The sequence below is a fragment of the Salinarimonas soli genome (assembly GCF_008386575.1).
GTDB classification, from domain to species: Bacteria; Pseudomonadota; Alphaproteobacteria; order Rhizobiales; family Beijerinckiaceae; genus Salinarimonas_A; species Salinarimonas_A soli.
In genome coordinates, this window is sequence record NZ_VUOA01000044.1 from 1 (window position 1) to 19,905 (window position 19,905).

18 protein-coding genes and 1 pseudogene are annotated in these 19,905 nt (G+C 65.2%); 8 read left to right on the forward strand and 11 right to left on the reverse strand.

Translation table 11 applies throughout. The features are described 5' to 3' along the window. Positions 1-278 precede the first annotated feature (278 nt). Positions 279-917: pseudogene (ligD, locus tag F0L46_RS27210) on the forward strand (non-homologous end-joining DNA ligase LigD); the annotation flags it as partial. 555 nt (positions 918-1,472) lie between these two features. Here ligD and F0L46_RS22930 read toward each other — a convergent pair. After that, positions 1,473-1,922, reverse strand: coding sequence for a response regulator (locus F0L46_RS22930; protein ID WP_149821944.1), 450 nt, complete (start codon positions 1,920-1,922; stop codon positions 1,473-1,475). After that, positions 1,901-3,283 carry a sensor histidine kinase gene (locus F0L46_RS22935; protein ID WP_188312103.1) on the reverse strand — a complete coding sequence of 461 codons (1,383 nt, stop codon included), beginning with the start codon at positions 3,281-3,283 and terminating at the stop codon, positions 1,901-1,903. The genes F0L46_RS22930 and F0L46_RS22935 overlap by 22 nt, the downstream gene beginning before the upstream one ends. On the opposite strand from F0L46_RS22935, the gene F0L46_RS22940 reads away from it, so the two are divergent. The 3 genes from F0L46_RS22940 to F0L46_RS22950 all read left to right on the forward strand — a co-directional run bounded on the left by F0L46_RS22940 (position 3,282) and on the right by F0L46_RS22950 (position 5,684). Beyond that, positions 3,282-4,427 carry a sensor histidine kinase gene (locus F0L46_RS22940; RefSeq protein WP_188312104.1) on the forward strand — a complete coding sequence of 382 codons (1,146 nt, stop codon included), beginning with the start codon at positions 3,282-3,284 and terminating at the stop codon, positions 4,425-4,427. The genes F0L46_RS22935 and F0L46_RS22940 overlap by 2 nt on opposite strands. Continuing rightward, on the forward strand, positions 4,424-4,795 hold the full coding sequence (locus F0L46_RS22945) for a response regulator (RefSeq protein ID WP_149821947.1): 372 nt from the start codon (positions 4,424-4,426) through the stop codon (positions 4,793-4,795). Before F0L46_RS22940 ends, F0L46_RS22945 begins: the two co-directional genes overlap by 4 nt. Before the next feature lie 676 nt (positions 4,796-5,471). Continuing rightward, positions 5,472-5,684 (forward strand): hypothetical protein, encoded by a 213-nt coding sequence (locus tag F0L46_RS22950; protein ID WP_149821948.1) that lies wholly within the window; start codon positions 5,472-5,474, stop codon positions 5,682-5,684. A 27-nt stretch (positions 5,685-5,711) separates the two neighbouring features. Here F0L46_RS22950 and F0L46_RS22955 read toward each other — a convergent pair whose 3' ends face one another. The 6 genes from F0L46_RS22955 to F0L46_RS22975 form a co-directional block, all read right to left on the reverse strand. Continuing rightward, positions 5,712-6,230, reverse strand: a complete 519-nt coding sequence (locus F0L46_RS22955; RefSeq protein ID WP_149821949.1) for a phage terminase small subunit P27 family — start codon at positions 6,228-6,230, stop codon at positions 5,712-5,714. Then, the gene (locus tag F0L46_RS26340) at positions 6,217-6,381 is read right to left on the reverse strand and encodes a hypothetical protein (RefSeq protein ID WP_188312105.1); all 165 of its coding nucleotides are present in this window, start codon (positions 6,379-6,381) and stop codon (positions 6,217-6,219) included. The genes F0L46_RS22955 and F0L46_RS26340 overlap by 14 nt, the downstream gene beginning before the upstream one ends. Further along, positions 6,378-7,718: a site-specific DNA-methyltransferase gene (locus F0L46_RS22960; RefSeq protein ID WP_149821950.1), complete on the reverse strand. Its 1,341-nt coding sequence runs from the start codon at positions 7,716-7,718 to the stop codon at positions 6,378-6,380. The genes F0L46_RS26340 and F0L46_RS22960 overlap by 4 nt, the downstream gene beginning before the upstream one ends. 424 nt (positions 7,719-8,142) lie before the next feature. Further along, positions 8,143-10,323: a VapE domain-containing protein gene (locus tag F0L46_RS22965; RefSeq protein ID WP_240540122.1), complete on the reverse strand. Its 2,181-nt coding sequence runs from the start codon at positions 10,321-10,323 to the stop codon at positions 8,143-8,145. Positions 10,324-10,540: 217 nt separating this feature from the next. Beyond that, positions 10,541-10,738 (reverse strand): helix-turn-helix transcriptional regulator, encoded by a 198-nt coding sequence (locus tag F0L46_RS22970; protein WP_149821951.1) that lies wholly within the window; start codon positions 10,736-10,738, stop codon positions 10,541-10,543. 147 nt (positions 10,739-10,885) lie between these two features. Further along, positions 10,886-11,974, reverse strand: a complete 1,089-nt coding sequence (locus tag F0L46_RS22975; RefSeq protein ID WP_188312106.1) for a hypothetical protein — start codon at positions 11,972-11,974, stop codon at positions 10,886-10,888. Positions 11,975-12,012: 38 nt separating this feature from the next. Here F0L46_RS22975 and F0L46_RS22985 point away from each other — a divergent pair, with 38 nt between their 5' ends. From F0L46_RS22985 to F0L46_RS23000, 4 genes are all read left to right on the forward strand, one after another. After that, a complete protein-coding gene (locus tag F0L46_RS22985) occupies positions 12,013-12,495 on the forward strand; it encodes a DUF2924 domain-containing protein (RefSeq protein WP_149821954.1) in 483 nt (160 codons plus the stop codon). Next, positions 12,492-13,826, forward strand: a complete 1,335-nt coding sequence (locus tag F0L46_RS22990; protein ID WP_149821955.1) for a recombinase family protein — start codon at positions 12,492-12,494, stop codon at positions 13,824-13,826. The genes F0L46_RS22985 and F0L46_RS22990 overlap by 4 nt, the downstream gene beginning before the upstream one ends. Beyond that, on the forward strand, positions 13,823-14,236 hold the full coding sequence (locus F0L46_RS22995; RefSeq protein WP_210247677.1) for a hypothetical protein: 414 nt from the start codon (positions 13,823-13,825) through the stop codon (positions 14,234-14,236). The genes F0L46_RS22990 and F0L46_RS22995 overlap by 4 nt, the downstream gene beginning before the upstream one ends. A gap of 61 nt (positions 14,237-14,297) precedes the next feature. Beyond that, positions 14,298-15,260 carry a YihY/virulence factor BrkB family protein gene (locus F0L46_RS23000; RefSeq protein WP_240540123.1) on the forward strand — a complete coding sequence of 321 codons (963 nt, stop codon included), beginning with the start codon at positions 14,298-14,300 and terminating at the stop codon, positions 15,258-15,260. Positions 15,261-15,811: 551 nt separating this feature from the next. Here the strand turns inward: F0L46_RS23000 and F0L46_RS23005 are convergent. From F0L46_RS23005 to F0L46_RS23015, 3 genes are all read right to left on the reverse strand, one after another. Further along, positions 15,812-16,270, reverse strand: coding sequence for a cupin domain-containing protein (locus tag F0L46_RS23005; RefSeq protein WP_149821956.1), 459 nt, complete (start codon positions 16,268-16,270; stop codon positions 15,812-15,814). Between the two features lie 95 nt (positions 16,271-16,365). Continuing rightward, positions 16,366-18,540: a PAS domain-containing sensor histidine kinase gene (locus F0L46_RS23010; RefSeq protein ID WP_149821957.1), complete on the reverse strand. Its 2,175-nt coding sequence runs from the start codon at positions 18,538-18,540 to the stop codon at positions 16,366-16,368. Between the two features lie 133 nt (positions 18,541-18,673). Further along, positions 18,674-19,018 (reverse strand): response regulator, encoded by a 345-nt coding sequence (locus F0L46_RS23015; protein ID WP_149821958.1) that lies wholly within the window; start codon positions 19,016-19,018, stop codon positions 18,674-18,676. Between the last annotated feature and the right edge of the window lie 887 nt (positions 19,019-19,905).

Here is a 19,905-nt window from a genome sequence, read left to right on the forward strand (position 1 = left end):
CGCGGTGGATTGAAGCTGCTGAATGTGGGGCGGGTCGCCGGACAGCAACCTGTCCCGACGGACCGCCCGATCAAAGATCCGGTCAGCCTCTGACGTTCCTTACCTTGCCCGCCAGTGCTCCCGCCGGGTCATGCATCGGCCCGCGCCCGCTTCGCTCCGGGCGCGGCTTGAACCTACGAGCGGGTGGCCTTCGCGCTCGACTGTTGTAGCCGCGAGGCGTTGAGTTCTGTTGCGACGACACCTGGGGTCACCGGTGAGGACAGCGTTGGGGAGTCAGCCTCACGGATGTCGACCGGCCCGACCGCATTGTCATGGATCTCGACCCGGACGAGAGCGGTGGCTTTGCAGACGTAATCGCGGCCCCACGCAAGGTCCGAAATCGTCTCGCCGCGTTCGGGCTAGAGAGCTTCGTTAAGTCGACGGGCGGCAAGAGGCTGCATGTGGGGGCGCCACTCACGCCTGCCGCGGGCTGGGACGAGGTAAAGGCGTTCACGGCGGCGCTGGCCGAAGCAATGGAGCGGGACAGTCCTGTCCGCTTCACCCGCACCCTGGCGAAGAGTGCGCGAACGGGACGGATCTTTGTCGACTACCTGCGCAACGGACGAGGAGCGACAGCCATCGCGGCGTATTCGACCCGGGCCCGTGCGGGGGCGCCCGTCGCGGTGCCGCTGGGATGGGAGGAGCTGTCGCCCTCGCTGACGCCCGGCTTCTTCACCGTTGCCAGCCTGCCAACGAGGCTACGGCACCTCAGATGCGATCCATGGGAGGCAATCGTGTCCCTTCGCCAGGGTCTGCTCGGTTGGAAATCAGCACGCCATAGGCCGGCTCGCAGCGGACGAGTCCGAGAACGTAAAGCCAACAGACGCAGCGATAGACGTTTGCTGATGGCAGATGCTCCCTGCTGGGCGTGCTGCTAGTGCATGCGTAATGAACAATCCGCCTGCGCGGTTCCGATCGAGAGGCGCTCACACTCGCTATTGAGGCCGGCGAGAAGCGCATCCACCCCGCACCTCGCGATTCGGCGTACTAGCTCGGGGGCAGTCTCGTCGCTCGCGACCTCAGCGAGGTCCTGCATGATCGCGTCAAGGTGGTCGAGCACGCCAGTGCCTTCCGTCATCCGTTCGCCCCCGAATCAATGTTGTTGTTTGTACCTCTGGCGTAGCGACTTTGCGTCCGTCCACCAAGCCGGTTAAGGCAGGGTTAAAGAGTGTGCGTTCGGCACAGTGATCATTACTGCCCTCGCTGTGCGAAACGCCACCTGGGCTCAACTAGCGAGCACCGCGGGACCAAGACGACAGGTGGCGTTCGCAAGGACAGCGCGGTTTCCACGGACCCTCGTCCTCAACGAAGGAGGGCCGGATATCATAAACTCCGTATCGCTCCGAAGCACGGTCCCGGGCGGCGGGTCACCGTCTCTTGTCCGGGCGCAACCGGGCGCTTCCCCTATCGCTCGCCCGCTTGGCCCACCCTGATCAACCCACCGTGGGCTGGCCGCTTTCAGCGCGCTGGTTGAGCTTGAGCCAGTACGTGTCGATGCGCTCCACCATCTCGAGTAGCGTGTCGAGACGGGCCGGTTTCACAAGGTACGAGTTCGCCCCAAGATCGTAGGCCCGCGCCAAGTCCGTGCTCTCGCGTGAGGATGTCAGGATCACGACGGGTACGCGGCGCAGCGTCGGTTGCGCCTTGATCCACTCCAGCACCTCAAACCCGGAGCGACGGGGCAGCTTGAGATCCAGAAGGATCACGACAGGGTGCTGTACGGACGCCGCCGAGAGCGCCTGGAGCACAGCAAGGGCTTCGTCCCCGTCCTCAGCGAACTGGATCGGAACCGTCACGTTCGCTTTGCGAAAGGCGCGCGCCAGGAGCGCGCGATCATCCTCGCTGTCCTCGACAATCAGGATCACCTCGTCGTCACGCTGCATGCCGCCCTCCCTCCCGCCACGACCCCGAGCTCGATCCAAAACGTGCTTCCCGAGCCCGGCACCGAAGCGACGCCGCACCGCCCGCCCATGCGCTCGACGCTGCGCCGCACGATGGCAAGTCCGATCCCGGTGCCTGGATAAGCCTCGGCCCCATGGAGGCGCTCGAAGGGACGAAAGATGCGCTCATGGTGCTCCACCGCGATCCCGATCCCGTTATCCTCGACGCTGAGCCGCACCCAACCGTCGCGAGGCTCCGCCCGGATGCGCACCTGAGCCCTCGTCCCGGGCCCGACGAACTTCACGGCATTCAGGACAAGGTTCTCGACCGCCTGCGACAGGATGGGCGCGTGGCCCAGAACCGCGGGCAAGGGACGCTCCAAGACGATCTCGGCCCCGGTCTCGCCCATCCGCTCGGCCGACCGGGTGAGGACGCCGTCGACGATACGCTCCAGGGAAACGGGGCGAAGGCTCACCTCCTCGCGGGCAAGCCGGCTGTAGGACAGGATATCCTGGATCAGGTCCTCCATCCGCTCGGAGGCCGCGGCGATCCGCCGGATGAAGCGCCGGCCGTCCTCGGGGAGCAATGGCCCGTAATCCTCGATGAGCGCGTCCGCGTAACCGTGCATGGCGCGCAAGGGTGCGCGCAGGTCATGGGAGATCGTGTAGGCGAAGGCATCGAGCTCCCGGTTGAGCTCGACGAGGCGCGCCGTGCGTTCCTCGACCTGTCGCTCGAGGTCCCGCCGAAACCGCCTCTCGACCGTGAGCATGCTGGAATGCGCGCGCTGGCTGGCGAACCACAACGCACCGAGAACGGCGCTCCCGACTGCTAGGAGGCCGGTGAGGCCGGCGAGCCGCGTCGCCCATGTCGCGTCGCGCTCGAGTGCCCCCGTCCCGGACACGAGGATCGCCTCCTCGGCCCTCTCGAACTCCGCAACGCGCGTGTCGATGTCCTCCATGAGCCGCTGACCGACATCGGTGCGCACGAGCGCGAGCGCCGCCTCGAAGCTCCCCTTTCGCAGCGCGACCGTCTCGGAGAGCTCGTCAAGCTTTGCCGTGATCAAGGGCTCCAACTCGGCGAGCCGCCTGGCCTGACCGGGATCCCTGACCAGCTTGCGCAGGGCGACGAAAGTGGCCCAGACCCGATCGACGGCATGGTTGTAGGGCGCAAGATACCGGGGCTCGCCCGTGAGGATATAGCCGCGCTGGCCTGTTTCGGCGGTGCGAACATCCGCCCTGACCTCGGCAACATGACGCAGGATGCCGCTGGCCCGAAACGCCAGTTCGCGGCTCTCCTGGAGGCGAGCGAGGCTTATGCTCAGCAGAATGGCAGCCGTGACGAGGAGGAGCGCCGTCACAGCCATGGCGGCCGGTGCGACGAGCGGCGTAAGATGGCTGGACCAAACTCCGCCGGGAACATCGGAGCGGGCAGCCTCATTCCCTCCTCGCACCTGGTCCAACATCGCTCCATGCCTGGCCTGCCCCGTGCAGATTGGGCGTCGCTGCCGGTACGTCAACATGGAAGCCTGTCGCATTCTCGTCGTCGACGACGATCCGGACGTGAGAACGCTGGTCCGGCGCACGCTCGGCCAGGAGTTTCCCTGCGCGGAGATCAAGGAGGCCGGGGACGAAGCCGCACTGGCCGTGACCCTCGCCGGCTGGCACCCCGACATCCTGGTGACGGACTTCGACCTGCGATGGTCCGACGGCATCAGGATCTTCGACCGGGTGAAGGCGGGAAGCCCGGAGTGCTGCACCGTGATGTTCACGGGAACAGGCAACGAGGAGATCGCCGTCCAGGCGATGAAGCACGGGTTCGACGATTATGTCGTCAAGCGCAGCAACCAGCTCAAGCGGCTCGCGGCGAGCGCACGGATTGCCCTCGAGCGAACCCGCGAGCGGCGCAACCTTGCCGAAAGCCGGGACCTCGTCCTGAAGGAGCTCTATCACCGCCTGCACAACAATCTGCAGATTGTGATCAGCCTCCTGCGCATGACCGAGAAGGCGATGCCCGATGCCGCCGCGCGGGGACAGCTTGCCGATCTCGCGAGGCGGATCCAGGCCCTGACCGCCCTCCAAGAGGAGTTCTACCGGTCGGAGGACTTCAGGCGCGTCGACTTCGGCGCCTATCTTGAGCGCCTGACGGAAGGCCTCATCGGTGCCGCAGGAGATCGCCTCCGCGTCGTCACGCATGTTGCGTCGACGATCCTGCCCGTTGACGTCGCGGTCCCGCTCGGGCTTATCGCCAACGAGCTCATGACGAACATTCTGAAGCACGCGTTCCCCGGAGACCGGCCGGGCGAGGTCCTGATCCGCCTGGATCAGGAGGACGATGCCATCGTGCTATCCGTGCAGGATAACGGTGTCGGACGCCAGCCCCCGTCCGGCGAGACGGGTGGCGGTCTCGGTACGAGCCTGATGCGGCGACTTGCGTCCCAGATCGACGCCGAGGTCCGGGTCGATCACGCCGATACCGGAACGACCTGCCGGGTCAGCCTGCCTCGATGAGCGCTCCACTCCGGATCCTGCTCGTCGAGGACGAAGCGCTTGTCGCCGATTATGTCGCCGACATCGTCGAGGAGGCCGGCCATACCGTCGTTGGCCCAGTTGCGACGGGCGAGCAGGCCATCACCCTTCTTGAAGCGGGCGGCATCGATCTTGCGATCCTCGACATCACTCTCAAGGGCGCGATGAACGGCATCGAGGTCGCCGGGACAGCCCGGGCCCGCGGCATCCCCCACCTGTTCATATCGGGCTCGGGCGACCCCTCGACGCGCGCGGCGGCCCTTGCGACCCAGCCTCGCGACTTCCTGCTCAAGCCATTCGATCAGGACAGGCTCATCGAGGTGCTGAGGGCTGCCCGGTGCCGCAGCTAACCCCTCCTATGATTAGGTACCTGGGGCTGTCGAGGTAAAACGACGATCTGAAGCGGCCCCTACTCGTGCACAGATCACAGTTTACGGATTGACCAAGCTGCTGCGTTTCCAGAGGACGAGGACCATGGCACGAAAGCGTTCCCACAGCGGCGCGTTCAAGCAGCAGGCCCAGGGTACGGTGGTCCGGCTCCCGCTGTCGCGTACGGCGAAGGCGCCTGCGCCACCTGTCGATTTTTAAGGCGAAGTCGCCGCCCAAACGCGCCTCAATCCTCGCGATCGACGACGCCCACTTGCTTCGGGTATTGAGTCACCCACTCGGCGCGCTCGACGATGGAGTCCGGGTGAAGTCCGATCCAGAGCGGTGCATGAGTCCGAGGGCTGACACGAAGGTGCAAGCCGCCTATGGGGCCCAGCCCAGAAGTAGTGCCGTGGACGGTTTATGTCATGGTCGCACTTCGCTTCTTGAAGCATGTCCGCGAGCGACCAATCCGAGACCCTACGCCCGTTGAGCTGAACGTCCGCTTTTGATGTGAATGCCCGCTACCGCCAGCATCCTTCACCTGACATCGTTTGCCTACGCTGGAGTTTGTACCGTCCCGATAGGTAGCCGCCAGCGTAAGGCGGCAGTCACCCCCGAGCATGGCAACGCTGGCAATTTAGACTGAGAGGCTCCTCCGTGCTGTTGAAGATCCTGTCCCTCGCCGCAGCCTTCCTGATGATCCTCTTTGCGGTGCGTAGCCGCATCGCCCCGTTCCTGCCAAAGCAGGCGCGGGCCGCCATGGACGCTCGCGTCGAGCGGGCGACGAACTCACTGATGATCGCCGGCGCCGTCGCGGTGCTCCTGATCGTGAGCTTCCTGCTCCTCCTTCACTGGCTCGATCGCGCCTGATCTGACCCGTCAGGCATGTGCAGTCGCTCAAGGCTTGTACCTGCCCGAGAGGTAAGCCTCGACATCGGGCGGCACGCCCGCGAGCAGGCCGGTATACCCGCCCCTTGTGTCCTCCCACGGCTTGGGCCCAATCGGCCGCACCGCCACCCGCGTGCGCGACACCGGCGAGAGACCCAGCTCCGCCGCAAACCGCTGCATCAGCTCCACCTGCTTGTTGGCGATCGCCAGCCACGGGCTTTGCTGGATCACCCCGGACGCGAGCCGGATCACCATCGGGGTCTCCTTCAGCTTGCGCTCCGCCTCCACCCAGCGCCCATACGCCTGGCAGTAGGAGGCCAGCACCGCCCGGTCGAGCTCCGTGATCATGCCCAGCAGCACCATCTGCCGAGCCACCCGCTTCCACTCCGCCTTGGCGCTCGGGTTCAGGTGCGCCGGACAGGTCGGCACAACCACCCCGGGCCGCGGCTCGCGCCGGTTCAGGGGCCGCTTGCCGGGATTACCGCGGATCACCTTCAGCGCCGTTGGCGTGGGCTTACGTCCCCGCATCGTCGATCTCCCCGGGCTCACCCTCGCCCGTCCACCGCATCAGCACCGACCAGGCGCCATGGACGGGACCAAGGTCGTCCACCACCACCCAGCCGCACGCTTCACGCTCGGGCACGTCGGCATGCCGCACATAGGCAAACCAGCCGATCATACCGCCGCCTCCGCCCCGCCCAGCCGCTCGGCCTCGACCTCGGCAAAGCTCTGACCCGTGCCCTCCAGCACCGCAGCGTCGCCCGTGAACGCCTGCCAGCGTCGGACCGCCACGTCGACGTAAACCGGGTCGAGCTCGATGGCGTGGCACACACGCCCACTCATCTGCGCTGCGATGAGCGTGGTGCCCGAGCCGCAGAACGGCTCGTACACGGCCTGACCGGGGCTCGAGTTGTTCTCGATCGGGCGCAGCATGCAGGCGACCGGCTTTTGCGTGCCGTGCCCCGTCTCGCTCTTCAGGTGCGGGATGGCCCACACGGTGGTCTGCTTGCGGTCACCCGACCAGTGCCCTTTGCCGCTGCGGCGCACCGCGTACCAGCAGGGCTCGTGCTGCCAGTGGTAGTCACCCCGCCCGATCACCAGACGCGTCTTGTCCCAGATGATCTGCGCCCGAATGGCAAAGCCAGCTGCCTCGAGCGACCCGGCCACCACAGGGGCATGCAGGGCGCCATGCCAGACATAGGCCACCTCGCCGGGAAAGAGCGCCCACGCCTCCCGCCAGTCCGCCCGGTCGTCGTTCATCACCTCACCCGTGGCCCGAGCCGCCACCCGGCTGCCATCGGTCCGGATGACCTCGTTGCGCCAGCCGGGCTGGTAGGAGACGCCGTAGGGCGGGTCAGTGACCATGAGATGGGGTACCACCCCGTTCAGGGCTCGCGAGACCGCCTCCGGGTCGGTGGCATCGCCACACACCAGCCGGTGTACCCCGAGCAGCCACATATCGCCCGCTCGGCTCACGGGCTGGGCTGCGGGGGAGGGGGGCTCGTCGGGGTCGGTGAGGCCGCCATGCTCCCGACCCAAGATGCGGTCGAGGTCGACGGCATCGAAGCCGGTGAGGTCGACGTTGACACCGAGCGCCACGAGGTCGGCGACCTCGAGAGCGAGCACCTTCTCGTCCCATCCGGCGTTGAGGGCGAGCTTGTTGTCGGCCAGCACGTAAGCGCGCTTCTGCGCCTCGCTCAGGGATGCGAGTTCGATCACCGGCACCATCGAGAGCCCGAGCTTGCGGGCGGCAAGCAGGCGGCCGTGGCCGGCGATGACGCCGTTCGTGCCGTCGACGAGGATCGGGTTGGTCCAGCCGAACTCGCGGATGGAGGCGGCGATCTGCGCCACCTGCGCGTCCGAATGGGTGCGAGCGTTGCGGGCATACGGGATGAGGCTGTCGAGGGCTCGATAGCTGATCGCGAGCGGGTCCGTCGCCCCGGCCTGAGCCCCAGCCGAACCCCGCTCGTGTGCGGACTTGGTCGAGTGATCCGGGGCTTCGACACGGGCGCTCATGGGGTAGATCTCCTTACGCGGCCGGGCTTTGCGGGCTGGGGGAGGGCAGGGGACCCCCAGAGCCAATTTCGCGGTTATCACAGACGAACGAAGGGCGCCGGTCCGGAGGTGAAAGGTCCCTGACTTTCGACCGCCCCCCGGCTCCTCAGTGCCCGTCAGCAATGTCGAAGTTCATGTCCTGGATCATCTCACGCGGACGGCGGATCGTCTACGCGACAGGGTTGCGTTGATCTACGTTTGTCTACGATGATCTCGCTTCTGAACTGGTGGAGCGATCGCGACGCGACTGTTTGTGCGCTGAGCATCTACGGCGCACACGGCGCACATGGCGCACTTTCCAACTAACCTCCATGGCGTACATGTGTGCTGCATCAGCCCTGGTGCCCTCGTTGGAGAATGCGCCGTTGTGCGCCGTGTGCCGTCTTTAGCCAGACCGACCCCAGGGCCGGTTCCCGCGTGAGTCCTTCCGCAATCGTTCCCAACCCAGGCGCTCGAGTGCTGCCGCGATGCGGCGCTGGTCAGCCGTGCCGATCCGTGACGTCTCGAACCCCAGCCCCTCACGTGCCACCTCGGTCAAGGTCACCGTTGTCCGGTTCGCGACAAAGCTCGCGATCACGTCCTCCCAGGCGTCAGCCTCGAAGCGAGCCTCCTGCTCCGGCCTGATGTGCTGCCGCTCGAAAGCGCCGTCCGGCCACCACCGGGCACCCTGCCGATGCAGGCGCACAGCCTCGGCAAAGAGTTGGTCGCGGTCGCGCGCCAAAGCCGCCGTATCGATGCTGCCCACCCGCACCGGCCAATACCGCCGCCCGCCTGTCTCGTCGCGCAGGTAGACAGCCTTGTTCGTGGTCCCGATGAATACGCACTGGCGCGGTTGATGAACCTCCTTGCGTCCATAGCTCGGGCGATAACGCTCCACCGGCCGTGAGATGAACGCCTTGAGCGCCGCGTCCTCAGCGCGGCTCATGGCCGACAGCTCGGCGATTTCGATCAGCCACTTGCCCGGCAGGTGCTGGAGCACGTCCTTCCCGCTCGTCACGTCGGGTAAGTTATCCGAGAACCACGGGCCGCCCAGGATCGCGCAGGCTGTGGACTTGCGGGCGCCCTGCGGGCCCTCCAGCACCAGCATGTAATCCGCCTTGCAGCCCGGCTCCATGACGCGCGCCACCATCGCGCCGAGGAACATGGCCCCGATGCCGGCCGAATAGGCCGTGCGCTCGGTGCCAAGATAGGCTGAGAGCCAGCCGTCGATCCGGGGCACCCCGTCCCACACGAGTGCGCCGAGATAGTCGCGCACGGGGTGGAACGCACGTTCGTGTGCGCGCATGTCGACGGCCTGGTGGATGATATCCCGGCCGATCCTATGCAGTCCGGCCAGTTGCAGCCGTTCCTGCAATTGCCCGACATCGGTGTCGGTCACGGGACGAGGTGCAAACGGAGTGTGTGGCGTCGCCGTGCTCTCACCGGCTTGCACCGGCTGAAGGAGGATTGGGGCGCACAGCATCTCGTCGTAGGCCACGAGCTCGCGCAGTGCCGGGTCCGAGCGCAGGGCCACCATAGCGTTGGCCAGGTTGGGCAGGGCGTCGCCGTCGCTGCCCAGCAAACAGTCGGAATACCAGTCCGGCTTGGTCGACGGAGTGCGCCCTGGGGAGCGTCGACGTCGGGGGGCGTTGCTGGCGCGTGCGCCCTGCGCGACCAGGCCGAGGTCACGCGGGCGCTGAACACCAGCGGCCAAGCCGCTTTCGATTGTGGCCGTCGCGCTCGCCCTGCCATCGCTCGCGACGAGGCCGCAATCCGACGCGGCCGCGAGCAGGCGCTCGTGCACGAGGTCCCGGCTGAGCGCGTTGGCTCCGACGAGCGTGCCAAGACTGAAGGCTGCCGCGTTCAGGCTGTTGTTGCGGTGGCCTGGAGTCGCGTTGGCCAGCGTGGCGCATTCCCGCTCCAGAGCAGCTGCGGCGTAGCGGTCGAGCGCGGCGCGGTTGTCACGGCATGGGAGCGCAGGCAACCTGGGCTGGGTGCCACCGTCGAGGAGGTCGAGCAGCCACTCGGGGGCGTCGGCGAAGCAGAAGAAGTCGAGCGGCTCGACCATGCCGTAGGCGCGACCATCGATCAAACGTGAGGGCGGCGCGATCACGTACCCACCCTCGCCTCGAACATTGATGCCCGGCGGCAGACCGCCCTCGCTGTTCGTGACCGGGCGCTCGGGGCGCCAGCGAAAGAGCACGTGAAGCCCTCCGCCCGGGGTCTCGTGTGTGTGGGTGTGCGGAATGCCGCCGTGCTGCTCGAGCAACGCCCGCCAAGCGGCGAGCCCATCGGGCTCACCAGTTGCATCCGGCGCGTCGGGGTCGATGGCAAATACGCCTGCCCCGGCACCCATGCGCGCGCCGATCAGGGCGTCGGGCCAGCGCGACCACCAGCCCCGGATCTGCTCCGCGTCGGTCGTCGCCTTGGCGAGCCCGCCCGTGTTCCGGATCGGCTGCCCCGAGGCATCTCGCTCGCGCGGGACGAGCGGCTTTTTGCCGACGCCTTTGAGCGCAGATGGATTGCAGGGGAACACGGGCCAGCCGCGGCGGGCGTAGTCCAGGGCATAATCGAGCATGGTACTCATGGGCGGCCTCGGATGCTCGGTGAGTCCTGCGGCAGCGCGAGTGGGGTGGGGCAAGCGTCGCGAGATGGCGCCAGGAACGGTGCCTCGGCAGTGGCCCGAGCAGGTTCCATCGCGCAGCCCATCAGCGCTGGGCGGGGTTCCCAGCAGACCAGGTGGCCGTCGTCGTTCCAGATAGGCTGCAAGCCGACCGCGTCGCAGGGCAACACCGCGCCCACGCTCACGCGCTCCTTCGGACGCTGGTGGTGCTCTCGTGCAGGCGCTCGGCCTCATAGGCCTCGACGTCCTCGAGCCTGTAGACTACGCGCTTGCCAACCTTCAGGAAGCGCGGGCCCTGGCCCATCCAGCGCCAGCGCTCCAGGGTGCGGGGGCTCATGGCCCAGCGGCGGGCAAGCTGCAATTGATTCAGGTGGTTCATCGTAGCCTCCGTGCGGGGTGCGCATCAGCACGGGGCAGAGCGTGACAAAGGCGACCTGAGACGTCCTGAGGCCCATATGAGCCTCATGTGAGAGTGTGCCGGACTGTTTCTAAGCGCGAGGTGAGCGTCCCCTGATATGTGGCGAACTCAATTAGGCTCAGGTTCGGGCTTATGGCCTAGAAGGTTCAGCCGCCAGTGCCCACGCGTGGACGTCGTTACCAGAAGTTCTCGCCAGGACGGGTCGGTGTGGCCCTTAAAAACTGAAGCAAAGCAATCGCTTTTAAACTGCGCTTCCTTCAGGACAGCTTTGGCTACCAAGCTAGGGGAGCCTTCCAAGCTGGCTTGGTGGAAGCGGGCGATCACCTTTCCAAGCTGTTGGCTCAGGATAAAGCGGTGCTCTCGGATGCGCACTGATGTATAATCTTCGTTGTGCTCAAACTCCGGGCCGTCCGCGACTTGTGGCGGCGCGACGGCGAGCGCCGGGCGCACTTCGGTCAATCCGCGAAAAATCTCAATCCGGACGAGTTCGAGCCCGAGGTTTCGGGCACTCGAATCCTCAAAGTCGACTTCGAGCAGTTCCCAAATGTCCTGCCCAATGAACTCACGAGAGGAGTGCGGCTCCACGGGCCGCTTGAATGCGCTCGCCCGCAAGCGGCCGGCCATGAGTGCCTCAACGAACTGACGCTCGAGCTGGAAACGTAGGTTCCAGTACGCATCGCCGATCCGCTTTCGCTCGTCGCGATCCGTTGTCTGCGGCGTAGCTCCCTGCCAAGCCTTCTGCCGTCGGTCGAGCTCGCACCAAGCTTCCTGGCCCACGAACTGCCGGAATGCCTCCTTCAGCGGAACACCTCTGAGAAGCTGCATTCTGTCCTCACACGATGAACTGCGCACTAGATCGTAGCTCAACGCAGGCGTGAGAACAAATGCGGAACGACAGCGGCCGCCCCATCCCTGTGGATCGGCGCTGCGTGTACCTACGTTCGCCTTCTTTTGTAGCCGCGCCACCTCGCTAAGCTGCTGTTCGTGCTGTGCTTGTCGCTCGGGCGAGGGCACCATCGCGCCATGTCGATCCCGTACGCCCGTGCCCACACGAGCCACCCCGACCAGATGAGCGCGGACGAACGCCTCGCCGAGGTGGCTGGCCTGCTTGCCCTCGCTCTCATCCGTCTCCGATCGGAGACACCCACCGGAGATCCAGGGGAGGGTGGAGACGGTTCGCTGGACTGTCTCGCCCACCCGAGCGCTCGTGTGCTCCCCAAGAGAGGAGCACGCCCATGAGCGCCCCCGCCCCCCACGCCAGCCCAGGTGCCCCGACTCCCCTGCTGGCCCGCCTCGCCGCCCTGAAGACCACTCCAACTCCGGAGCTGAAGGCGCAATGGCGCACCCTGTTCGGCTCCGAGCCGCCGCCCTTCAACCGCCGCTACCTCGAAAGCAGGCTCGCCTACCGCATCCAGGAACTCGCCCTCGGCGGTCTCAAGCCCGAGACCCGCGCCCGCCTCGTCGCGCTCGGGGAAGAACTCGACGGTGGCAAGCTGCACGTCCGCAAGCGCCGCCTTGACGCAGACCGCCCGATCACCGGCACGCGCCTGATCCGCGAGTGGCAGGGCGTCGAGCACGCCTGCACCGTGACCCCGGACGGCTACGAGTATGCGGGTCGGCCGTACAAGAGCCTGTCGGCGGTCGCCCGCGCCATCACCGGCACACGCTGGAACGGCTGGACGTTCTTTGGCCTCAAGAACCCGGGAGCGCGCCCGTGACCCGAGCCGCACGTTCCACGCCTGCTCCGACCGTCCGCAAGCGCCGTTGCGCCGTCTACACCCGCAAGTCCTCCGAGGAAGGGCTCGAGCAGGCCTTCAACTCGCTCGACGCGCAGCGCGAGGCCTGCGAGGCTTACATCCTGTCCCAGCGTGCCGAGGGCTGGACCCCCGTGCACGACCGCTACGACGACGGTGGCGTCTCGGGCGGCACCCTGGAGCGGCCTGCCCTCAAGCGCCTCATCGTCGACATCGAGCGTGGGCTCGTGGACGTGGTGGTGGTCTACAAGATCGACCGCCTCTCGCGCTCGCTGGTGGACTTTGCCCGCCTCGTCGATCTGTTCGAGGCGCACGACGTGATCTTCGTGTCCGTGACCCAGGCCTTCAACACCACATCCAGCATGGGGCGGCTCACCCTCAACGTGCTGCTGTCCTTTGCCCAGTTCGAGCGCGAGGTGATCGGCGAGCGCATCCGGGACAAGTTCGCGGCTTCGCGGGCCAGGGGCATGTGGATGGGGGGCTGGGCACCGCTGGGCTACGACGTACGCGACCGAAAGCTCGTGGTGAACGAAGCGGAGGCCGCGTTGGTGCGCCAGATCGTGCAGCGCTTCGTGCGGCTGGGCTCGGCGACGCGGCTGGTCGAGGAGCTGCGGGCGAGCGGTGCGGTGAACAAGCGCGGCAAGCCGTTCGACAAGGGCCAGCTCTACAAGCTGCTGCATAACCGGGTGTACGTCGGCGAGGCGGTGCACAAGGGCTTGGCGCATAGGGGCGAGCACGAGGCGATCGTGCCGCGCGAGCTGTGGGACAAGGCGCAGGCCATCCTGGCCGAGGGCGCGCGTACACGGGCCGGGACGACGCGGGCGCAGACGCCTGCGCTGCTGAAGGGGCTGATCTTCGGGCCGACGGGGCATGCCATGAGCCCGACCCACACGCGCCGGCGTGGGCGGCTGTACCGCTACTATGTGAGCCAGGCGGTGCTGAAGGGGGCACGTGATGCCTGCCCGGTTGGGCGGGTGCCGGCGGGCGAGGTTGAGGCCGCGGTGGTGGCGCAGGTGCGGGGGCTGCTGCAAACCCCCGAGATCGTGGTGCGGACCTGGCGGGCGGCGCGGGAGGCGGGGGCCGCGATCACCGAAGCTGAGGTGCGCTCGGCGCTCGCCAACCTTGATGGGCTCTGGGACGAGCTGTTCCCGGCCGAGCAGGCGCGCATCGTGGGGCTGCTCGTGGCGCGGGTGGACGTCGGCACGGAGGGGATCAGCATCGCGCTCAGGACGGAGGGGCTGACGAGCGTGGTCGGTGACCTCAGGCGGGAGCGGGTCGAGGAGCGCGCGGCATGAGCGGCGGTGCGCGGCTGAGCCCGGACGAGCGGCTGGTCCGGGTCGAGGTGGCGCTGCTGTTCAAACGGCGGGGCGGGCGCAAGCGGGTCGTGGTGCCCGATGGAGCGCCGGTCTGGGCGCCGCTCCCAAGCCGGGTCGACAGCACGCTGGTGAAAGCGCTGGCGCGGGCGCACCGCTGGCAGGGGCTGCTGGAGAGTGGCGTGTACGGCACGATCGAGGAACTGGCTCGGGCCGAGCGGATCAACCCGTCCTATCTCGCCAGGGTACTGCGCCTGTCGCTGCTCGCGCCCGGCATTGTCGAGGCGATCCTGGACGGGCGGCACATTCGAGAACGGCTCACGCTCGAGAAGCTGATGAAGCCGCTCCCGGTGGAATGGCACAGGCAGATGGTAGCGCTTGACGTCGCATGACTGTCTGCTTTGCACCCAAACCGGTCATCAAGGCGAATTTCGTGGTTCCTCGAAACCGGACATGATGAGGGCCGAGCTGCAGATCGCGGTTGCGTCAGCAAGCGACCTTGGCCAGCAGCCCGCAAACAGGCATTCCTCGGCGGTTCCCACAAGGCTTTCTATCATGCTGCTGCCCTCCGCCTGGCTGATTGTTCTCCGCGCCGCCCTCGCTGGGTGGTGGAACGACCGCGCCATGAGCCTTGCAGCCGCGATCTCGTTCTTCACCGTCTTCTCGCTCGCCCCAATGCTGCTCGTCGCCATCGCCGTGGCGGGCCTCGTCTATGGGCAAGAGGCGGCCCAGGGTGCCATTGTGGCAGAACTCGGCGGCATGCTCGGACAGCCCACGGCGGAGATGATCGAAGCGCTCATCGCGAGCGCCGCAAACGTCGAGTCCGGGATCCGCGGCACGGTGATCGGGACCGTGACGTTCCTCGTGCTCGTCACCGGGGCTGTGCTCGAGCTGCAGGACGACCTCAACCTCATCTGGAAGGTGCCCCCGCCAAAGCATTACGGGTTGATCGTCTTCGTCCGGTCGCGAATCCTGAGCTTCGCGCTTCTCCTTGGACTAGGCTTCTTGCTTCTCGTCTCCCTCATCGTCGACGCGGCCCTATCGGCTTTAAGCGCATGGCTGGAAACCCGGCTCTCGGGTGCCGCGCTCGTCCTCGGCACCGGGAACGCGGTCGTTTCCTTCGGAACCGCCACGGTTCTGTTCGGGATGATTTTCAAGCTCCTCCCGAATGTGGAGCTGACCTGGCGGGACGTCGCGGTAGGCGCGCTCGTGACGGGGACGCTCTTCACGGCGGGCAAGGTCCTGATCGGCTGGTATCTTGGCGCGAGCGGCGTGGCGACAGGTTACGGAGCGGCAGCGTCCCTGATCACCATCCTGTTGTGGATCTACTACTCGTCGCTGATCCTCTTGTTCGGCGCGGAGTTCACGAAGGCCTACTCAGAGCGCCACGGCAGCCACCGCTCTGCACAGGCCTGACCTCGGGTGATCTGCCGACGAGTCGGGCCGGGAAGTTCCCCTGCGGAAAATTTAGCCCTGTTCGATGTGCCGCTGCCTTGAAGTCCGGCCTCATACGCGATCGTGGCGCATGACGAACAGGGAGGGGCTTCAGCCTCTCACCATCACCCATAGTCCGCCACCGGCTCCTCGGTGAGCTAAGTAGATGTCCTCACTCCAGCCACAATGACACCCTCCCGGTTGCTCTAAGGTAACCTACGTTGTGAGGCGTTCGATGACCCGTTCCCGCAAGCACCTTAATGGTGAACTTCCGTTGATCGCCTTAGGATTGGCGTTGCTCATGATCGCGGTCGGTATGAGCATCTGACCATCGCCGAGGTCCCAAAAGAAAAACCCCGCCAAGTGAGGCGGGGCTTCTAGGTGGACCGGAGCGGGCATGAAAATGCAGGCCCGTGGGGCAGTTCCCAGGTCTGCTGTTTTGATACCACACAGAGATCGAACGCAAAATAAGGGGTTAACAGACGGCCGAAATCAAAGAGGATCTCCTGATCTTTGATAATGCCAAGCAATCTCTACTGTTTACGAGGGTTGTCTGCCGGGTTCACGTATGTGATGCCCTGCGGACCTGTCACATGAAGCTGAATGACGCTCTCTTCTGGAAACCACGCGTAGTGCGTCATCCCCTTCATCACGAAGGAGTAGCCGCCAGGCTTGAGTTGCACGCTCTTACTCTCGTCGAGCTTATCGCCGGTTCCGATGCCGAACGTACCGGACAGCACTGTGACATTCTCATCGTTAGGATGCGTGTGCGGTGCAATCTTGAAGCCCGCTGGAACCCTGAGCCGAACGACGTACGTGCCTTCCTTGTTGGGATCACCTCGGATGACAGCTATTTGAGCGCCCTTGGCATAAGCAGCAGGAGCCGACCACTTGAGGTCGTCGGCTCTCGCAGTGGCGTGGTGGTCCTGTGCTGCGGCTGAAAAACATATTGAGCACACGAACAGAGCCGCAAGAACGCTAGTCTCGCGCATAGTGCGTCTCCTCAATGTCAGCAGCCCGTTCGGACTACTGGCCGACGACTGTACTCTTTGCCGTTCGAGTTGTCGCCTTCCATGACTTGGACGGGCTACTGAGACCAGCTTGCGTCCGGAACTACCGTGTCCGGCTCTGACGGCTCGTGACTGCTCGTGAGCGGCGCTCTGACCCTGACCCTCAATCCGTCTGGTGCGAACTCAACCTTCACTTCACCGCTGACCTGACGCCCAAGCACTCGCTCCAGGAGAACAGAGCCGAAGCCCTTGCGAGTCGGCTCCTCAACAGGTGGGCCGTCCTGCTCGACCCACTCCAGAGTGAGCCAAGCGTCTTGCTCTCGGACCACTGACCAGCGCACTTGGATACAACCGTCGGGGAGCGAAAGAGCCCCGTACTTAGCGGCATTAGTCGTCAGCTCGTGCGCAGCCATCCCAAGAGCAAGGGCCAACTCCGACGAGAGCTGAACGGGAGGTCCATCGAGGATGATCCGGCTACTGCTCTCATCGTTGTAAGGCGCCAGCTCGCTTCGGAAGATGTCCGTGACCGTCGCACCACCCCATTCGTTGTTGACCAGCAGGGTGTGGGTGCGAGACAGCGACACGATGCGGTCAGTGACGGCTTGGTAGAACTCGTCGGTAGTGGTCGCCTTGCGAGCGGTCGCGCTGATCACCGCCTGGACTGTTGCGAGCGTGTTCTTCACCCGGTGATGAAGCTCACGAGCCATCAGGAGCTGCTGCTCCTCCACATCCTTCTTGTCGGTGATATCAGTGCTGGTGCCAAAGATCCTTGTCGCCCGGCCATCCTGATCATGTTGGATGACGGCGCGAGCCTGGAACCAACGATAGACCCCCATTCGAGAACGAAGGCGGTAATCGACATCGTAGGCTGAACGACCAGCGATGAAGTTCTCCCAAGCCTTCGCCGTCCTCGGCCGATCCTCTGGGTGCACCACCTCTAACCACCGGAGACCATGGTGATGCTCCTCGGGCACGCCGGTGAACTCGACCCAGCGGGGATTTAGGTAGTCGCAAGAGCCGTCCGGGCGAGCCGACCACACGAGCTGCGGGATAGCCTCCGCGAGGGTGCGGAACCGAGCCTCGCGGTCAATCAAGGCTTGCTCGATCGCCTTTCGTTTCGAGATGTCTCGGAAGTATACCTCCGTCCCGCGATGATCACGGTAGACGGTCGCCTCCACCCAGATACCAAGCTCGCTGGAGAAGACCTCGCGGTTCAGCACCCGTCGTTCGTCAGCGGGACCGGGTTGGTCGCCGTACGCCGCAGCAGGTGCCGCCTTCGGGAACACGTCCCATAGCAAGCGACCGATGATCTCGTTGCGGCACTTGCCTGTTCGCTCCTCCACCTTCCGATTGACAGCCGTGAAGCGCCACTCTGGATCGAGTGCGTAGTAATAGTCGTTGATGCTCTCCAGGATGTCGGCATTGCGTGCGAGAGCAGCTTCTAACGCATCCTCTTGACGCTTCTTCTCGGTCACATCCCGGGACACCGAGAGGACGCTCACCACCTGTCCCTCAGCCCCCATTACAGGCGATACCGCGACCTCCCACCACCTGGGGGTGCCCTTTGCGGTTGGACAGAAGGCGGAAAATCGCGTCGTTCTCCCCTGGCGAGCCTCTGCGACCGCCAGATTGATCCTTTCGCCTGCTTCTACAGGCCAGAGGTCGGCCCAAGCCTTGTTCTGGATGCAGGAGAAATCGTCGATCTCCATGACACACAGGCCAGGGCCGTTCATGAAGACAAGATGGCCATCGAGGTCAACGACCTTTACGCAATCCGGGCTGCTGTTCAGAACGCTGCGCAGGAAAGCCTCGCTCTCCCGTAGAGCTATTTCGGCACGCTTGCGCTCGCTGACATCCTGGACTGTGAGGATACTGCCGATAACCGTGCCACTGCCCACCAAGGGTGCATTGGAGCAGGATACGCTGACAGCACTCCCATCCTTGCGAAAGAACACATCCTCGTGCCCGGCCAGCGTCTCGCCGGTTCTGTACGCCTGGGCGACCGGGCACTCGTGCCGTGGATATGGACGACCATCAGGATGGTGATGGTGAAGTAGGTCGTGCAACACCTGCCCGACCATCTCCCCACGCGGCCAACCGAAGATGCGCTCAGCAGCCGGGTTCGCGAACGTGATCCGACCCTCAGCGTCCATCACGAAGATCGCATCGGCAGCGTTCTCGGCGATCAGCTCCGCTACGTCAGCGCACGGCGTCAGCGGGAAAGATGGCCCCAATGGAGCTGTGACGATCAACGGCTGGCCCCCAATCAACTGCCCAGCAGCCCAGACGATCCGTCGTCCAGGTTCGCGCCAAGCGGAGGTGGTATCGCGGTTAACAGGTGACAAGAGTTAGGTCCCGGAATGAGCCCCGCCCAATTAAAGCGGTTCACACCCCAGTCGTCAGTTCTCTGATCGCCTGGATGACGTGATCCGCTCGATACGGCTTTGGGAAGAACACCGAGCCGGGGACGTTCCTATGAGGAACATGGGAGAACCCAGTGGCATAGATCACCGGGATGTTCGGATGAGCTTCACGGCACCTCTCGGCAATGTCCCAGCCGGTCAGGTCGCCTGGAAGACGAATGTCGGTGAACAGCGCGTCGACGTGGTCGCAGTGCTTGAGGGCTTCCTCCGCGGTGGTGGCCTCGATGACCGTGAACCCGGCATCGAGAAGTGCGTCTACAATCGTTAGGCGGACGAGCGGTTCGTCTTCAACGACAAGGATGTTCATGGGGTCGCGATCACGTGGGTACGCGATGTTACGTTGCGGAATTGCGCGGAAAAGCCGACTTATGTCGGGCTTGCATAAGACCGAAGTCGGGGCGGCGATCACGCCAGCAAGCGAACTGTGGAGCTGTTCTGCTGGGCTGCGGCGCCTTGCTGATGCGGTACCATGAAGAACGGAACGGCACCGCGGGGGAACGGCGGCACCCGCGCCGTCGCTGGAGCGACACGCTGGAGAGCTGACGCGCGAACTGGGCCGGGGACGGCGGAAAGTCTGCTTCAGTCACGAAGCTGGCCAAAAGCTGCCAGGCCGACATCGGCCAAGAGCAGACATACTGCGGTGGGACGAGACGCAGCTCGTTCGACGCGGGAGTTGCTCGCAACCCAAGCGTTAGATCAAACACAATGCATGTGAGATCGCTTCTAAGCCCTTGAACGAAATTAGCTCTGCAAACCCGTACTACCCCGCAGCAGTCCAGAGCTTTGGAGAGAGTGGCCCGAACAGAGAGCATTCTCGCGCGCCCGCTCGTCAGCGCAGTCCAGAGCCCCAGGCGAAAAACGGGCCACACCAAAGGCTTATAGCCGCCCGGCTCAGGCGCGGAGAACAGTTTGTCAGACGGAACTGGCGGAGGGAGAGGGCCTGGGATCGAACCTTCTCCAGTAAGGTGACTTGTCTCCAGCCTTCAGAGGGACGCCGCTAGAGGGAGCACCTGTGAGACCTGCGCACAGGTCCCACAGGTGCACGGCCGCCGAGGGTGCGCAGCCGACGAGGCGACGGGGGCACAGTGTCGCTCGCCAGCGGAAAATAGAACCGAGACACGCCAGATCCAGCAGTCTCACGTGAACGTGTCCTGGCGCGGTCACGGGCGTTTCCCTCCGCCGCCGATCGGCGCA

What these genes read in the sequence shown, in the direction of transcription:
- F0L46_RS22930 (WP_149821944.1), bottom strand. Translation starts at nt 1,922, where the DNA reads ATGCAGCGTGACGACGAGGTGATCCTGATTGTCGAGGACAGCGAGGAT.
- F0L46_RS23005 (WP_149821956.1), bottom strand. Translation starts at nt 16,270, where the DNA reads ATGCGCGAGACTAGCGTTCTTGCGGCTCTGTTCGTGTGCTCAATATGT.
- F0L46_RS22945 (WP_149821947.1), top strand. Translation starts at nt 4,424, where the DNA reads ATGAGCGCTCCACTCCGGATCCTGCTCGTCGAGGACGAAGCGCTTGTC.
- F0L46_RS23015 (WP_149821958.1), bottom strand. Translation starts at nt 19,018, where the DNA reads ATGAACATCCTTGTCGTTGAAGACGAACCGCTCGTCCGCCTAACGATT.
- F0L46_RS22965 (WP_240540122.1), bottom strand. Translation starts at nt 10,323, where the DNA reads ATGAGTACCATGCTCGATTATGCCCTGGACTACGCCCGCCGCGGCTGG.
- F0L46_RS23000 (WP_240540123.1), top strand. Translation starts at nt 14,298, where the DNA reads ATGATGAGGGCCGAGCTGCAGATCGCGGTTGCGTCAGCAAGCGACCTT.
- F0L46_RS22935 (WP_188312103.1), bottom strand. Translation starts at nt 3,283, where the DNA reads ATGGCTGTGACGGCGCTCCTCCTCGTCACGGCTGCCATTCTGCTGAGC.
- F0L46_RS22955 (WP_149821949.1), bottom strand. Translation starts at nt 6,230, where the DNA reads ATGCGGGGACGTAAGCCCACGCCAACGGCGCTGAAGGTGATCCGCGGT.
- F0L46_RS22940 (WP_188312104.1), top strand. Translation starts at nt 3,282, where the DNA reads ATGGCGGCCGGTGCGACGAGCGGCGTAAGATGGCTGGACCAAACTCCG.
- F0L46_RS22995 (WP_210247677.1), top strand. Translation starts at nt 13,823, where the DNA reads ATGAGCGGCGGTGCGCGGCTGAGCCCGGACGAGCGGCTGGTCCGGGTC.
- F0L46_RS22960 (WP_149821950.1), bottom strand. Translation starts at nt 7,718, where the DNA reads ATGAGCGCCCGTGTCGAAGCCCCGGATCACTCGACCAAGTCCGCACAC.
- F0L46_RS22985 (WP_149821954.1), top strand. Translation starts at nt 12,013, where the DNA reads ATGAGCGCCCCCGCCCCCCACGCCAGCCCAGGTGCCCCGACTCCCCTG.
- F0L46_RS26340 (WP_188312105.1), bottom strand. Translation starts at nt 6,381, where the DNA reads ATGATCGGCTGGTTTGCCTATGTGCGGCATGCCGACGTGCCCGAGCGT.
- F0L46_RS22970 (WP_149821951.1), bottom strand. Translation starts at nt 10,738, where the DNA reads ATGAACCACCTGAATCAATTGCAGCTTGCCCGCCGCTGGGCCATGAGC.